The sequence below is a fragment of the Phenylobacterium sp. genome (assembly GCF_965284355.1).
GTDB lineage: Bacteria > Pseudomonadota > Alphaproteobacteria > Caulobacterales > Caulobacteraceae > Phenylobacterium.
The window spans coordinates 225,048-239,073 of record NZ_OZ260078.1 but is presented as its reverse complement, the minus strand read 5'-3'; the positions used below and the strand labels follow the sequence as shown (position 1 = coordinate 239,073).

Genomic DNA, 14,026 nt, shown 5'->3' with positions numbered 1-14,026 from the left:
GTTTGCGCCATCACGTTTCGCGGGTGCTGCCCTACACGCCGGACCAGCTGTTCCAGTTGGTGGGCGATGTGCGGCGCTATCCCGAGTTCGTGCCGTGGATCACATCGATGCGGACGTGGAACCCCCGCACCCTGGCGGACGGGGTCGAGACCCTGGACGCCGAGGCGGGCGTCGGCTTCTCGTTCCTGAAGGAGCGCTTCGCCACCCGGGTCCGGCGCGATGCGATCGCCAGGCAGATCGACGTGAACCTGCTGTCCGGGCCGTTCCGCAAGCTGACCAACAGCTGGCGGTTCCTGGACGATCCGGAGGGAACCCGGATCGAGTTCGACATCGACTTCCAGTTCAAATCGCGGCTGCTGGAGGGCCTGCTGCAGGCCAACTTCCATCACGCCGTGGAGCGGCTCATGGGCTGTTTCGAGGACCGCGCGAAGACGCTCTACGGCTGAGCGCCCAAAGCACGAGGCCGACAGCCAGCACGGCCGCGAGGGGCGGCAGCTCCTTCGTCGCGCCCAGGGCCAGGACGCCGGTGAAGAGGACCGCGGTGAAGAGGGCGATGGGGCCCCGGAACGGCAGCGAGAAGCGCGGCTGCGGCGCATCGGGTCGGCCCGACATGCGCCAGAGCGAGATGCAGCACAGCACATAGCCGGTCAGGCGCGCGGCGGTGGCGATGGTCAGTGCGGTCAGCAGGTCGCTCATCATCGCGAAGCCGAAGCCCAGCACGCTGGAGATGATGATGGCCACGTGCGGGGTGCGCCAGCGCGGATGCACGGCGCCCAGCCATTGCGGCAGCTGGTCCTGCTCCGACAGCGCCAGCAGCATGCGGGGCATGGAGATGGTGATCACCAGGATGGTGCCCACGATCACCGCCACCGCGCCGGCCGAAACCGCGATGGCCCCGGCCGGGCCGAACAGCTGACGCCCCACCTCGGCCAGTGGACGGTCGTTGGCGGCGGGCTGGTCGAGGACGCCCATGCAGACCAGGAGCACCGCGGCATAGGCGAAGGTGACGGCCAGGACGCCGCCGATCAGGGCGGCGGGGACGTCGCGCTGAGGGTCCTGAGCCTCGCCCGCCACGACCGAGCCGCGCTCGAAGCCGGAGTAGGCGAACAGGTAGATCAGCATCGCCTGAGCGAAGGGGATGGCGGTGGGCAGAGGCTGGTCGATAGCCAGGCGCTGGCCCTGGACGAACCAGACCCCGGCGGCGGCGAAGGCGATCACAAAGCCCACCTTCAGGACGATCAGCACATTGCTGGCCCGCGCCGACTGGCGGATGCCCACCAGGACGATGCCGGTCAGCGCGACGCCCAGGGCGGCGATGGTCAGGTAGCGCGGCAGACCGGTCTCCAGCGCCGGAACGAAGCCCGCCAGATACGTCACGAACAGGCTCGACAGCGTGGCCACCGACATCGCCTGGCTGAACCACATCAGCCACCCCACCGCGAAGGCGGGCAGGGCGGGCAGGCCGGCGCGGGCGTAGAGGTAGGGGCCGCCCGTACCGGAAAAGCGGCTGGAGAGATCGGCGAAGCAGAGGATCAGCGGGGTCAGCGCCAGGGCCGCCGCGGCCAGGACGACGAAACTCCACCCGCCCGCAAGGGCGTAGACCTTGGCCGGGGCGGCCAGCATGCCGGCCCCGATCATGGCGTTGAGCACGATCCCGGTGAGATCGCGTCGGCGCAGGGCGCGGAGGAGGGGTGGGGCCTCGCTCAGGTGAGGCGGTCCCGCATCATCTGCAGCGCGGCCTGCACGGCCGCGAGCTGGACGCCCTCGCGGGTCTCTTCCTCGAAGAAGAATTCCTCGTGCACGAGGCGCTGGTTGGTCCGCGCTGTAGCGATATGCACGGTGCCGACCGGCTTCATCGGCGTCCCGCCCCCAGGGCCCGCCACGCCCGTGATCGCGACGGCCAAGTGGGCGTTGGAGGCCTCGAGCGCGCCTTCGGCCATCATTCGCGCCACGGGCTCGGACACGGCGCCCAGGTCGGCGATCAGGTCGCCGGGAACCCCCAGCAGCTCCTGCTTGGCGCGGTTGGAATAGCTGACGAAGCCACGCTCGAACACATCGGACGACCCGGGGATCGAGCAGATCGCGCCGGCCACCAGCCCGCCCGTGCAGCTCTCGGCCGTCACGATGCGGAGGGAACGCTCTCGCGCCTCGTCGATGAGGAGGCGCGCCAGGGTGACGATCTCCAGGTTGAACATCAGCGTGAACGTCCCTCTACTTAAGCCCGACCACAGAGCATTGCTCGTCTCCCCCGATCAAGGCGATTCGATACCCATGACCACGCTTGCCGCCGACGCCTCCGCTCGCCAGGCGCCGCCAGCGCTGTTCGCCGTGACGGTCTTCACGAGCGCAGCGCTGGTCTTTCTGGTGCAGCCCATGGTGGCCAAGCTGGTGCTGCCGCTGCTGGGCGGCAGCCCGTCGGTGTGGAACACCTCGATGGCGTTCTTCCAGCTCGCGCTGCTGGCGGGCTACTTCTACGCCCACCTGCTGCAGCGGCTGCGGTCGGTGCGGGCGCAGGCGATCGCCCACGTCGCGGCGCTGATCGTGGCGGCCATCGCGCTGCCGCTGCGGGTCAGCGAACTGGTCGGTCCGCCCTCGTCCGACTATCCGAACCTGTGGCTGGTCGCGGTGCTGGCGGTCTCGATCGGGGCGCCCTTCGCGATCCTGTCGGCCACGGCGCCGCTGGTGCAGGCCTGGCACGCGCGGACGATCGGGGCCACCGAGGGCAAGGAGCCCTACGTCCTCTACGCCGCCAGCAACCTGGGCAGCCTGATCGCGCTGCTGGCCTATCCGATCGCCGTGGAGCCGCTGACGTCGCTGGTGGGCCAACGCTACGGCTGGAGCGGGGGCTACGCGCTGTTCGTGCTGCTCATCGGCAGCCTGGCGATCGCTGTGTCCCGCGCCCGGTCCGTCGAGCTGAAAACCGCCGAGGCGACCGCGCCGCCGCCCGCCTGGCGCGACCGCCTGGCCTGGGTGGCGCTGGCGGCGATCCCGTCCAGCCTGATGCTTGGGGTGACCACCTACATCACCACAGACGTGGCCTCGGCGCCGTTCCTCTGGGTGGTGCCGCTGGCGCTGTACCTGATCACCTTCATCATCGCGTTCTCGGAGAAGCCGATCATTCGGCTGGAGCTGACGCTGATCCTCCAGGCGGCGGCGCTCGCGGCGTGTGCGGCGCTATTGCCGTTCCGGTCGACGTCGTTCCTGCTGCAGTTCGCGGTCCAGCTGCTGGCGTTCTTCCTGACGACGCTGATGTGCCACCAGCGGCTGGTGGCGCGGCGGCCCGACCCGGCGCACCTGACCGAGTTCTACCTCTGCCTGTCGCTGGGCGGGGTCGTCGGCGGCGCCTTCAACGCCTTCGTGGCGCCGGTGATCTTCAACAACGTCTGGGAGTACCCCATCGTGCTGGCGCTGGCGGTGCTGGCGCGGCCCTGGGGCGGCGGACTGCGCGGCAAGGTTCCGATCGCAACCTGGACGATGCTGGGCATGGGTCTGCTGGCCTCGCTCATCATCCTCGTGGCCGTGAAGGTGATGGGCGCCGGCCTCACCGAGGAGACGGTCGTCGGCAAGTTCGACCAGCGCGAGCTGTTCGACATGGGCATGCGGGTTCTGCTGCTGTGCTCGGTGCTGGCCGCGTTCATGGTGCGCAAGCGGGCGCTGCTGATGTTCGCGATCGTCGCCGTGATGTCCTACGCTTCGGAGGTGGCCGCCGACCGGGTCGACACGCGCAAGACCTGGCGCAGCTTCTTCGGCGTGCTGCGGCAGTCCGAGACCTACGTGGCGGCGCTGGGCGGTCCGGTGAAGATGCTGGCCCATGGCACGACGCTGCACGGCGCCCAGGCGCAGGATCCGGCGCACGCCTGCCGGCCGCTGGTCTACTACACGCCCAACACGCCCATCGGTCAGGTCTTCACCGCCAAGCAGGCCCAGTATCCGAACCTGCGGATCGGGGCCGTCGGCCTCGGGACCGGTTCGGTGGCGGCCTATGTCCGCGAGCGCGACCACCTGTCGTTCTTCGAGATCGACCCGCTGGTGGTGCGGATCTCCAGCGACCCGGTCAACTTCAGCTACACCACCACCTGCGCCAAGAGCCTGGTGGACTACATCATCGGCGATGCGCGCCTGACGGTGGCCAAGCAGCCCGCGGGCAGCTTCGACATCCTGCTGATCGACGCCTTCTCGTCCGACGCCGTACCGGCCCACCTGCTGACGGTGGAGGCGGTCAAAGGCTATCTGACGAAACTGAAGCCCGACGGCGTGCTGATCCTGCACCTGTCCAACCGCAACCTCGATCTGCTGGGGCCGGCCGCGGCCGTGGCCAAGGCGGCCGGCGGCTACGCGGCGATCCAGCAGTACCGGCCGCTGGACACGCCGGAGGCGCGCGGCGCCTGGGAGTCGCCGGAGGACGCGATCATCGTGACGCGGACCCGCGAGGGGCTGAACCCCTTCCGGAACGACGCCCGGTGGGAGCCGACCAATCCGTACAAGGCGCGCCCCTGGACCGACGACTACACCAACCTGGCCGGGTCGCTGGTCGCCAACCTGCGCAACCGGATGAAGCCGGCCGAGGAGTAGCGCCTAGACCGGCGCCTCGATCGCGACGACGGCCTGGGCCATGAGGCCCTCCTCGCGGCCGGTGAAGCCCATGCCCTCGGTCGTGGTGGCCTTCACGCTGACCCGATCGAGCGGCAGGTCCAGAAGCTCGGCCACCCGGGCGCGCATGGCGTCGCGGTGCGGGCGGATCTTGGGTCGCTCGCAGATCAGGGTGACGTCGGCGTTGAGGATGCGGCCGCCGCAGGCCGCCACGCGGCTGACGGCGTGCTTCAGGAACCGGTCGGACGAGGCCCCCTTCCACTGCGGGTCGGAGGGCGGGAAATGCTCGCCGATATCGCCGTCGCCGATCGCGCCCAGGACCGCGTCGGTCAGCGCGTGCAGCGCACAGTCTGCGTCGGAGTGGCCGATCAGGCCCTTGTCGTGCGGGATGGGGACGCCGCAGAGCCAGACGGTGTCGCCGGGACCGAAGCGGTGGGCGTCGATGCCCTGGCCCATGCGCACGATGCGTCGGCCCGCGGCCAGTTGCTCAGCCATCAGGAAGTCCTCGGGATAGGTCAGCTTCATCAGCATCGGATCGCCGGGGATCATGGCGACGCGTCCCCCGGCGCGCTCCATCACCGAGGCGTCGTCGGTGGGCTCCTCGCCCTTGGGCCAGCCGCGGTAGGCGGCCTTCAGGTGCAGCGTCTTGAAGGCCTGAGGCGTCTGGGCGCGCCACAACCCTTCGCGCGACACCGTTTCGGCGACCTGGCCGTCTCCCCGCTTCAGGGTGTCGGGCACGGGCAGGGTGAGGATCGCGCCGTCGGCGTGCTCCAGCGCAGCCAGGAGCGCGTCCACATGGCCGCAGGTGACGAAGGGCCGCGCCGCGTCGTGGATCAAGACCGGCAGCGCCTCCGGGGCGGTGATGGCGACCAGGCCCGCCTGGACGGACTGGGCGCGGGTCTTGCCGCCGACAACCGCCTTCCAACCAGCCAGGCCCGACAGAGCTTCGTCGGCCGCAGCCAGACGATCTTGGGCCACGACGACGACGACCTCCTGTGCGCCGGCGGCCAGGAATCCTTCGACCGACCAGCGCACGATCGGCCGGCCCGCGAGCTGGCGCCAGGCCTTGGGTTCGCCCGGCCCGGCGCGGAGACCTTCGCCTGCGGCGACGACGACAGCTGAAAAAGTCATGGGCCGCATTTACGGAACTGCCGCGGGCCGCGCCAGCTTTCCGGCTTTACGGCGCCGCAGCATTCTGCCTAGAAATACGGCGATGGGGTTGTCTACAAAATGAGCAGTGCGCTCGACATCGGTTGTGTTCGCGTGGGGGGACGGGTCTGGATTGCGCCGATGACTGGCGTGTCCGACCTGCCGTTCCGGCGTGCAGCCAGCCGCCTGGGCGCCTCGTACGTCTCCACCGAGATGGTCGCGTGCGCCGAGCTGGCCCGTGGGCGTCCGGACGTGGTGCGGCGCGCGGCGGTGGGCGAGGGCCTGCCGCTGATGGTGATCCAGCTGGTGGGGCGCGACCCCGCCGCGATCGCCGAGGGCGCGCGGATGGCGCAGACGGCCGGGGCCGAGATCATCGACCTGAACTTCGGCTGTCCGGCCCGAGAGGTCACTGGCGGCCATGGCGGCTCGGCGCTGATGCGCGAGCCCGAGCTTGCGGCGGAACTGATGGCGGCGGCGGTCGAGGCGGTGAGCGTCCCGGTGACGGTCAAGATGCGCCTAGGCTGGGACAACGACTGCCGCAACGCGCCCGAGCTGGCGGCCACGGCCGAAGCCATCGGCGTGAAGGCGGTGACCGTGCACGGCCGCACCCGCTGCCAGTTCTACAAAGGCGCCGCCGACTGGGCCGCGATCCGCCCGGTGAAGGACGCGGTGTCGATCCCGGTGATCGCCAACGGCGACATCGTGGACGGCGCCAGCGCGGCGAAGGCTCTGGAGCTGTCGGGCGCCGACGCGGTGATGGTGGGGCGCGGCGTTTACGGCCGGCCCTGGATCGCCACCCAGATCGAAGCCGAGATGGACGGCCGCGCCTTTGTCGAGCCTCCGTCGGAAGAGCGTCTGGCCATCGCCATCGCCCACCTGCGCGACAGCCTCGAGTTCTACGGCGAACGCCTGGGTCTGCGGATCTTCCGCAAGCACCTGGCCGCCTACATCGAAAACGCCCCCTGGCCCGCGGATCCGCAGGCCCGGCGAGAAGCGAGGTCGGCCCTGTGCCGGCTGGAGGACGCCCAATCGGTGGAGCGGGGACTGTCCGCGCTCTGGCGAACCCCAGACCACAGGCTTGCGGCATGAGTGGAACGACGCGATTGCAGGAAAAGGGGGCCGACGTGGCCGCCCTGAAGGCTGCGGCCTTCGAGCTCTCTCCCGACCCGGCGCTGGTGGTCAGCGCAGACGGCGCGCTGGTGGCGGTGAACGAGGCGGCCGAGGCGCTGTTCGGCCAGGGCCTGGGCCTGCTGGCCAAGGGCCGCTTCCGTGCGGCCCTGCCGCCGGGCTCGGCGCTGGTGTCACTGCTGAATCGGGCGATCGAAGAGGACGCCCGGGTCCGCGAGCGGGGCGTTCAGATCAGCCTGTTCGGCCTGCCGCCCTTCGAGGCCGACGGCGCGGCGGCGCCGCTTGGCGACGGCTCGGTGCTGCTGACCCTGACCGTGAAGAACGGCCTGGGCGTGGACCGCAGCGCGCATGAGGCGGCCGGCCTGCGTTCGCTGGTCGGCCTGGGCCGGATGCTGGCCCATGAGATCAAGAACCCGCTGGCGGGGATCCGCGGCGCCGCCCAGCTGCTGAAGTCCGGGGCCAAGGCCGAGGACGCGCCGCTGGCGCAGCTGATCGTCGACGAGACGGACCGCGTCCGCCGCCTGGTGGACCGGATGGAGGCGTTCTCGGACGACGCCCTGCCGACGCTGACCCCGATCAACATCCACCAGATCCTGGACCGGGTGCGGGCGCTGGCGGCCAATGGCTTCGGCGAGGGCTTGGGGCTGAAGGAACGCTACGACCCTTCATTGCCGCCGGTGATGGGCGATGAGGATCAGCTGATCCAGATCTTCCTGAACCTGGTGAAGAACGCCGCCGAGGCCGCGCACTCGCGCAACGACGGACGTGGCGAGGTCTCGATCCACACCGCCTATCGCCACGGCGTGCGGGTGCGCTCGGCCAAGGGCCAAGCCCTGCGCGGCGCGCCGCTCGAGGTCAGGATCGTCGACAACGGCCCGGGCGTGCCCGAGCACATCCGGGAGAGCCTGTTCCAGCCCTTCGTCACCTCCAAGAACAACGGCGCGGGCCTGGGCCTGGCGCTGGTCGCCAAGCTGGTCGCCGGCCATGGCGGCCTGATCGATTTCGAGTCCGAGCCGGGCCGCACGGTCTTCCGCGTGCTGCTGCCGATCGTGTCCAATGAGGACGTCACTGCATGAACGCGGCTTCCAAGAAGATCCTGATCGCCGACGATGACTCGTCGATCCGGCTGGTGCTCAGCCAGGCGTTTACGAGGCTGGGCTATCAGGTCCGTGCGACCGGCAACGCGACCACCCTGCTGAAATGGGTGACGGACGGCGAGGGCGATCTGGTGGTGACCGACGTGGTCATGCCGGACGAGAACGTCTTCGACGTGCTGCCCCGCATCAAGAAGCACCGGCCCAAGCTGCCCGTCATCGTGATGAGCGCCCAGAACAACCTGATCACCGCGGTCAACGCCGCGGAGGTGGGGGCGTTCGAGTATGTGCCGAAGCCCTTCGACCTGGACGACATGACGTCGGCCGCGCGGCGCGCCCTGGCGCGGCCGGCCGACGCCGAGGCGTCCAAGGCCCAGGCCCGGGCGGTGCGCGACGACCGCCTGCCGCTGATCGGCCGCTCGGGGCCGATGCAGGACGTCTACCGCACGATCGCGCGGCTGGTGGGCGCCGACCTGACGGTGCTGATCACCGGCGAGAGCGGGGCCGGCAAGGAACTCGTCGCCCGCGCGCTGCACGACATGGGCCGTCGGCGCGACGGCAAGTTCGTGGTCATCAACCTGGCCGCCACGCCGCGCGAGCGGGTCGAGACCGAGCTGTTCGGCAAGGACGACACCGACCACGGCAAGCTGATCGACGCGGATGGGGGCACGTTGTTCCTGGACGAGATCGGCGACATGCCGCTGGACGCCCAGACGCGGCTGCTGCGGGTGATCGACGGCTCCGAGCCGACGCTCAACCCCAAGACCAATCGGCGGCCGAACGTGCGGATCATCGCCGCAACGAACCGCGACCTTCGGGCGCTGATCCAGCAGGGGCTGTTCCGCGAGGACCTGTTCTTCCGACTGAACGTGGCGCCGCTGCGCATCCCGCCGCTGCGCGACCGGGCCGAAGACATTCCGGATCTGGCGCGGGCGTTCCTGCTCCGCGCCAACCGCGAGGGGCTGCCGTCCAAGACCATTGACGCCGGCGCGCTGGATCGCCTGAAGCGCCACGCCTGGCCAGGCAACGTGCGCGAGCTCGAGAACCTGATCCGCCGGGTCTGCGCGCTCTACGGCGAGGACCTGATCACCGCCCGCATCATCGAGAAGGAGCTGGCCGACCAGCAGCCCGTCGTGCAGGGCCAGGAGGGTCCGGCGACGCTGTCGCAGCTGGTGGAGCAGAAGCTGGCGGCCTACTTCGCCGACCAGCCCGACGGCATCCCACCGGCCGGCCTCTACGACCGGGTGCTCGAGGAAGTCGAACGGCCGCTCATCCAGCTGACCCTGGGCGCCACCCGCGGCAACCAGGTCCGGGCCGCCGAGATTCTTGGCCTCAACCGCAACACTCTGCGCAAGAAGATCCAGGACCTGGGCGTCGAGATGGCGCGCGGACGGCGATAGACCGACTAAACGGCTCGAAGTCGCAAAGGGCCCGAAAGCGACGCCGTGCAGCACGGCAACATAGCTGTTGATTTTGGAGCACAGGTCCCTAGGCTCCGGCCCCAATGGCGTCGTTTGCGCATCGAGCGTTGGGGCACCCGGCCCTGGTCCGGATCCGGAGCGCCCTCCAGTCGCGGCTGGTCCTGGGCGTCGGCTACGGGATCGCTGCGGCGCTGACGGGCCTTGCGATTCTGCTGGCCTCGTCACCGCCCGAGCAGGGGCCTCTGGGCCCGGCCAGCGGCGTGATCCTCTGGGTCCTCGGTGTCAACCTGCTGCTGATCCTGGGCCTGATCACCTCGGTGGCGCTGCGCCTGCTCGACCTCATCCGGGCGCGGTCGCATGACGCGGGCGCCCGCCTGCACGTGCGGTTCGTCTGGCTGTTCGCGCTGGCCGCGCTGGCGCCGGCTCTGGTGGTGTTCGTGTTCTCCGGCGTGCTGGTCAGCCAGGGGGTCGACAAGTGGTTCAGCCAGCGGGTCAACACCGTCGTCGAGAACTCGGCCACGGTGTTCCGGTCGTACATCGACACCGAACAGCAAGACGTCGCGCGCGACGTCACCGAGATCGCCCAGGTCATCAATCGCGAGGCGCCGGGACTGCAGGGCAAGGCCCGCGGGTTCGACCAGGCGCTTTCGGCCCTGGCGAGCTTCCATGGCTTCCCGGCGATCTATCTCGTCAACAAGCAGAGCCAGGTGATGGCGCGCGCCGAGGGTTCCGGCGCGCCCAAGTTCGAAGCGCTGCCGGCCTCGGCCTATGCCGCGGCCGATCAGGGCGAGATCTATGTCCGCGCCGACGACGTCATCCGCTCGCTCTACCGACTGCCGGACTACGATCAGGTCTATGTCTATGCGGTGCGGCCGCTGGAGCGCGGCGTGGTCGCCAACCTGCGCGAGGCCGAGAGCTCGCTGGTGTCGTACCGCGAGATCCGCGACAGCCGCGCCAAGATCCAGACCATCTTTGCCCTGAGCTATGTGGAGACCGCGCTGCTGGTGCTGGTGGGCGCGGTTTGGCTGGGTCTGGGGGCTGCCAGCACGATCTCGGCGCCGATCGGCCGGCTGGTGCAGGCGGCCGGCAAGGTCGCGGGGGGTGACCTGAGCGCCCGCGTCGACGCCGACAATGATCCCGACGAGATCGCCGTGCTCTCGCGCGCCTTCAACAGCATGACCCACGACCTGCAGGCCCAGCAGGAAGCCCTCCGCCGGGCCGGCGAAGAGGCCGAGGCGCGGCGCCAGTTCATCGAGACGGTGCTGGCCGAGGTGAGCGCGGGCGTCATCGGCCTGGAGCCCGACGGGCGAATTTCGGTCCTGAACCGGCAGGCCGCCGTCCTGCTGGCGCTGGAGAACGACCTTGGACGCGGCCGCAGGCTCGCGGAGGTGGCGCCTGAGTTCGCCGAGCTGGCCGCCGCCGGCCGCAGTGGCGAAGCCGAGGAAGAGATCGACGTGGTGCGCGGCCGCGATTCCCGCCGGCTGCGGGTGCGGGCCAGCCAGAGCGAGGGCGGCCTGGTGCTGACCTTCGATGACGTGACACGCCTGGTGGCCGCCCAGCGCAACGCCGCCTGGCGCGACGTGGCACGGCGCATCGCCCACGAGATCAAGAATCCGCTGACGCCGATCCAGCTGTCGGCCGAGCGGCTGCGGCGCAAGTACCGCAAGGACATTGCGCCGACGGAGCTGGAGATTTTCGACCGCTGCACCGACACCATCATCCGCCAGGTGGGCGACATCGGCCGCATGGTCGACGAGTTCTCGGCCTTCGCTCGGATGCCGGCGCCGAAGTTCGCCAAGCTGGAGGCGGCGGAGTTGTTGCGCGCCGCGGTGTTCGCCCAGCGGGTGGCCAGCGCCGACATCACCGTCGAACTCGAGGAGGCGTCGAGCGATGCGGTGCTCTACGCCGACGGCCGGATGATTGGTCAGGCGCTGACCAATGTCCTCAAGAACGCCGCCGAGGCGGTCGAGGGCCGCCGCGCGCATTCGCCCAACGTAAAGGGCAAGATCACCGCCCGCCTTGTGGTCGACGAGGCGGCCGTCGCCTTCGAGGTCGAGGACAACGGCGTGGGCTTGCCGGCCAAGGATCGCGACCGGCTGACCGAACCCTATGTGACGACCCGCGAGAAGGGCACCGGCCTGGGTCTCGCGATCGTGAAGCGGATCCTGGAAGACCATGGCGGCGAGCTGGAGCTGGCCGACGCGCGGAGCGGGCAGGGGGCGCTGGCGATCCTGCGCCTGCCGGCCGCCCCGGCGCAACGCGTCGCAAGCCCGGCCGCGGCCGTACGTACGAGATGAGGTGAAGAATGGCGTCTGACGTTCTTGTGGTCGACGACGAGGCCGACATCCGCGAGCTGGTCGCCGGCATCCTGACCGACGAAGGCTATGACGTGCGCACGGCCAATGACGGCGAAAGCGCACTGGCGGCCATCCGCGCGCGCAAGCCCGCCCTGCTGATCCTGGACATCTGGATGTCCGGGGGCGGCATGGACGGGCTGGAGCTGCTGGACATGGTCAAGGGTCTGGACGGCGACCTGCCGGTCATCATGATCTCGGGCCACGGCAACATCGAAACCGCCGTCAGCGCCATCAAGCGCGGCGCCTACGAGTTCCTGGAAAAGCCGTTCAAGTCGGACCGCCTGATCCTGGTGGTCGAGCGCGCGCTGGAGACGGCGAACCTGAAGCGCGAGAACCGGCGGCTGCGCACCCAGGCCATCGCGCCCGAGGGCCTGCTGGGCAAGTCGATGGCCGCCCAGCAGCTGCGCCAGATGATCGCCAAGCTGGCCGGGGCCAACAGCCGGGTGCTGATCTCAGGACCCGCGGGCGCCGGCAAGGAGACCGTGGCCCGTCTGATCCACGCCGCGAGCTTCCGCGCGCGCAACGAGTTCGTGCCCATCAGCGCCGCGGGCATGACGCCCGAACGCATGGACGTCGAGCTGTTCGGCGAGGAGGGGGCCGACAACCGGCCCGCCAAGATCGGCGTGTTCGAGCGCGCCCACGGCGGCACGCTCTATCTGGACGAGGCGGCCGACATGCCGCGCGAGACCCAGGGGCGCATCCTGCGGGTGCTGGTCGAGCAGCGGTTCCGCCGCGTCGGCGGCGACCAGGATGTGCAGGTGGACGTCCGCGTGATCTCATCGACGTCGAAGGACCTGCGGGAGGAGATCTCGGCCGGCCGCTTCCGGGAGGATCTGTTCCATCGGCTGAACGTGGTGCCGGTGAACGTGCCGGGACTGAGCGAGCGGCGCGAGGACATCCCCGAACTGATCGAAGACTTCATCGAGCGCATCTGCGAGGCCTCGGGCATGTCGCGCCGCAAGCTTTCAGACGACGCGCTGGCGATGCTCCAGGTCCGCGCCTGGCCGGGCAACCTGCGGCAGCTGAAGAACAACGTGGAGCGGATGCTGATCCTGGCCTCGGGCTCCCCCGCCGATCCTATCACCGCCGACATGCTGCCGCCCGAAGCCTCGGTGAACGACAACGCGACCTCGCTGGGGGCCGAGCGGATCATCGCGCTGCCGCTGCGCGAGGCCCGCGAGGTGTTCGAGCGCGAGTATCTGAACGCCCAGATGCTCCGCTTCTCGGGCAATATCTCACGGACCGCAGCCTTCATCGGCATGGAACGATCGGCGCTGCACCGTAAGCTGAAGTCGCTGGGCCTGTCGGGCGCCCGGGCGCTGGAATCCGAAGAGGTCTAGATCGTGTCGCGCATCGCCTATGTGAACGGCCGCTTCGTGCCGAAGGCCGACGCCGTGGTCCACATCGAGGACCGGGGCTACCAGCTGGCCGACGCGGTCTACGAGGTCTGGGCCTTGTTCGACGGCAAGCTGGCTGACCCCGAGGGCCACTTCGCCCGGCTGGAGCGCAGCCTGGGCGAGCTGTCGATCGACATGCCGATGAGCCGTGCGGCGCTGACCGTGGTCCTGAAGGAAGCCGTGCGCCGCAATCGCATCCGCGAGGGCATGGTCTACCTGCAGATCAGCCGCGGCGTGGCGCGCCGCGATCACGCCTTCCCGACCGAACCCGTGGCGCCGGCCGTCGTGGTGACCGTCAGCCGCGTGGACCGGGCCGCAACCGAGGCCCGCGCCGCCAAGGGCGTGGGCGTGGTCACGACGCCCGAGAACCGCTGGGGCCGCTGCGACATCAAGACCGTCGGCCTGCTGCCCAACGCGCTTGCCAAGCAGAAGGCGCGCGAGGCTGGGGCCGTCGAGGCCTGGTTCGTGGATGAGATGGGTCTGGTCACCGAAGGCGCGTCCTCCAACGCCTGGATCGTCGATGGGGACGGCGTCCTGCGCACTCGCGACACGCAGGCCAACATCCTGCGCGGCGTCACCCGTCTGACGCTGCTCGACGTGGCTCGCGAGGCCGGTCTCAAGGTCGAAGAGCGGCCGTTCACGCTGGAAGAGGCGCTGACGGCCCGGGAGGCCTTCATCACGGGCGCCGGCAGTCTTGTGCTCCCCGTCGTGACGGTGGATGGAAAGATGATCGGTGGCGGTTCGCCGGGACCGGTAGCGATGGAGCTCCGGCGCCTCTATATCGAGCGGGCGAAGGCCACAGCGGTCTGACGTGGAAAACCCGCGATTGAAACTGCCGCCATTTGCGGCATAGCCTGAAACTGTGTGTGGGCGGCCTTCCGCCCGATCAA

General features: G+C 69.8%; 11 protein-coding genes. 8 read left to right on the top strand and 3 right to left on the bottom strand.

Features of this window, described 5'->3' with window-relative positions:
• The first annotated feature begins 2 nt into the window (after positions 1 to 2).
• On the top strand, positions 3 to 446 hold the full coding sequence (locus ACQ66R_RS01185) for a type II toxin-antitoxin system RatA family toxin (protein ID WP_430418501.1): 444 nt from the start codon (positions 3 to 5) through the stop codon (positions 444 to 446).
• Here ACQ66R_RS01185 and ACQ66R_RS01180 read toward each other — a convergent pair.
• Positions 403 to 1,653: an APC family permease gene (locus ACQ66R_RS01180; protein ID WP_430426179.1), complete on the bottom strand. Its 1,251-nt coding sequence runs from the start codon at positions 1,651 to 1,653 to the stop codon at positions 403 to 405. The two genes, ACQ66R_RS01185 and ACQ66R_RS01180, sit on opposite strands and share 44 nt — an antisense overlap.
• Before the next feature lie 50 nt (positions 1,654 to 1,703).
• Positions 1,704 to 2,195: a CinA family protein gene (locus ACQ66R_RS01175; protein WP_293359735.1), complete on the bottom strand. Its 492-nt coding sequence runs from the start codon at positions 2,193 to 2,195 to the stop codon at positions 1,704 to 1,706.
• A 76-nt stretch (positions 2,196 to 2,271) separates the two neighbouring features.
• On the opposite strand from ACQ66R_RS01175, the gene ACQ66R_RS01170 reads away from it, so the two are divergent.
• Complete coding sequence (locus ACQ66R_RS01170) at positions 2,272 to 4,572, top strand: spermidine synthase (protein ID WP_430418498.1); 2,301 nt, start codon at positions 2,272 to 2,274, stop codon at positions 4,570 to 4,572.
• A gap of 3 nt (positions 4,573 to 4,575) precedes the next feature.
• On the opposite strand, the gene ACQ66R_RS01165 is transcribed toward ACQ66R_RS01170, so the two are convergent.
• Entirely contained in the window at positions 4,576 to 5,721 is a 1,146-nt protein-coding gene (locus ACQ66R_RS01165; RefSeq protein ID WP_430418496.1) for a bifunctional 2-C-methyl-D-erythritol 4-phosphate cytidylyltransferase/2-C-methyl-D-erythritol 2,4-cyclodiphosphate synthase, read from the bottom strand.
• 99 nt (positions 5,722 to 5,820) lie between these two features.
• Between ACQ66R_RS01165 and dusB the strand changes: the two genes are divergently transcribed.
• The 6 genes from dusB to ACQ66R_RS01135 all read left to right on the top strand — a co-directional run bounded on the left by dusB (position 5,821) and on the right by ACQ66R_RS01135 (position 13,946).
• On the top strand, positions 5,821 to 6,828 hold the full coding sequence (gene dusB / locus ACQ66R_RS01160; protein ID WP_430418494.1) for a tRNA dihydrouridine synthase DusB: 1,008 nt from the start codon (positions 5,821 to 5,823) through the stop codon (positions 6,826 to 6,828).
• Positions 6,825 to 7,943, top strand: coding sequence for a two-component system sensor histidine kinase NtrB (locus ACQ66R_RS01155; RefSeq protein WP_430418492.1), 1,119 nt, complete (start codon positions 6,825 to 6,827; stop codon positions 7,941 to 7,943). Before dusB ends, ACQ66R_RS01155 begins: the two co-directional genes overlap by 4 nt.
• A complete protein-coding gene (gene ntrC / locus ACQ66R_RS01150) occupies positions 7,940 to 9,361 on the top strand; it encodes a nitrogen regulation protein NR(I) (RefSeq protein ID WP_430418490.1) in 1,422 nt (473 codons plus the stop codon). The genes ACQ66R_RS01155 and ntrC overlap by 4 nt, the downstream gene beginning before the upstream one ends.
• Positions 9,362 to 9,465: 104 nt before the next feature.
• Positions 9,466 to 11,679: an ATP-binding protein gene (locus ACQ66R_RS01145; protein ID WP_430418488.1), complete on the top strand. Its 2,214-nt coding sequence runs from the start codon at positions 9,466 to 9,468 to the stop codon at positions 11,677 to 11,679.
• 8 nt (positions 11,680 to 11,687) lie between these two features.
• Entirely contained in the window at positions 11,688 to 13,079 is a 1,392-nt protein-coding gene (locus ACQ66R_RS01140) for a sigma-54-dependent transcriptional regulator (protein WP_430418487.1), read from the top strand.
• Positions 13,080 to 13,082: 3 nt separating this feature from the next.
• The gene (locus ACQ66R_RS01135; protein WP_430418485.1) at positions 13,083 to 13,946 is read left to right on the top strand and encodes a D-amino-acid transaminase; all 864 of its coding nucleotides are present in this window, start codon (positions 13,083 to 13,085) and stop codon (positions 13,944 to 13,946) included.
• The last annotated feature ends 80 nt before the right edge of the window (positions 13,947 to 14,026 follow it).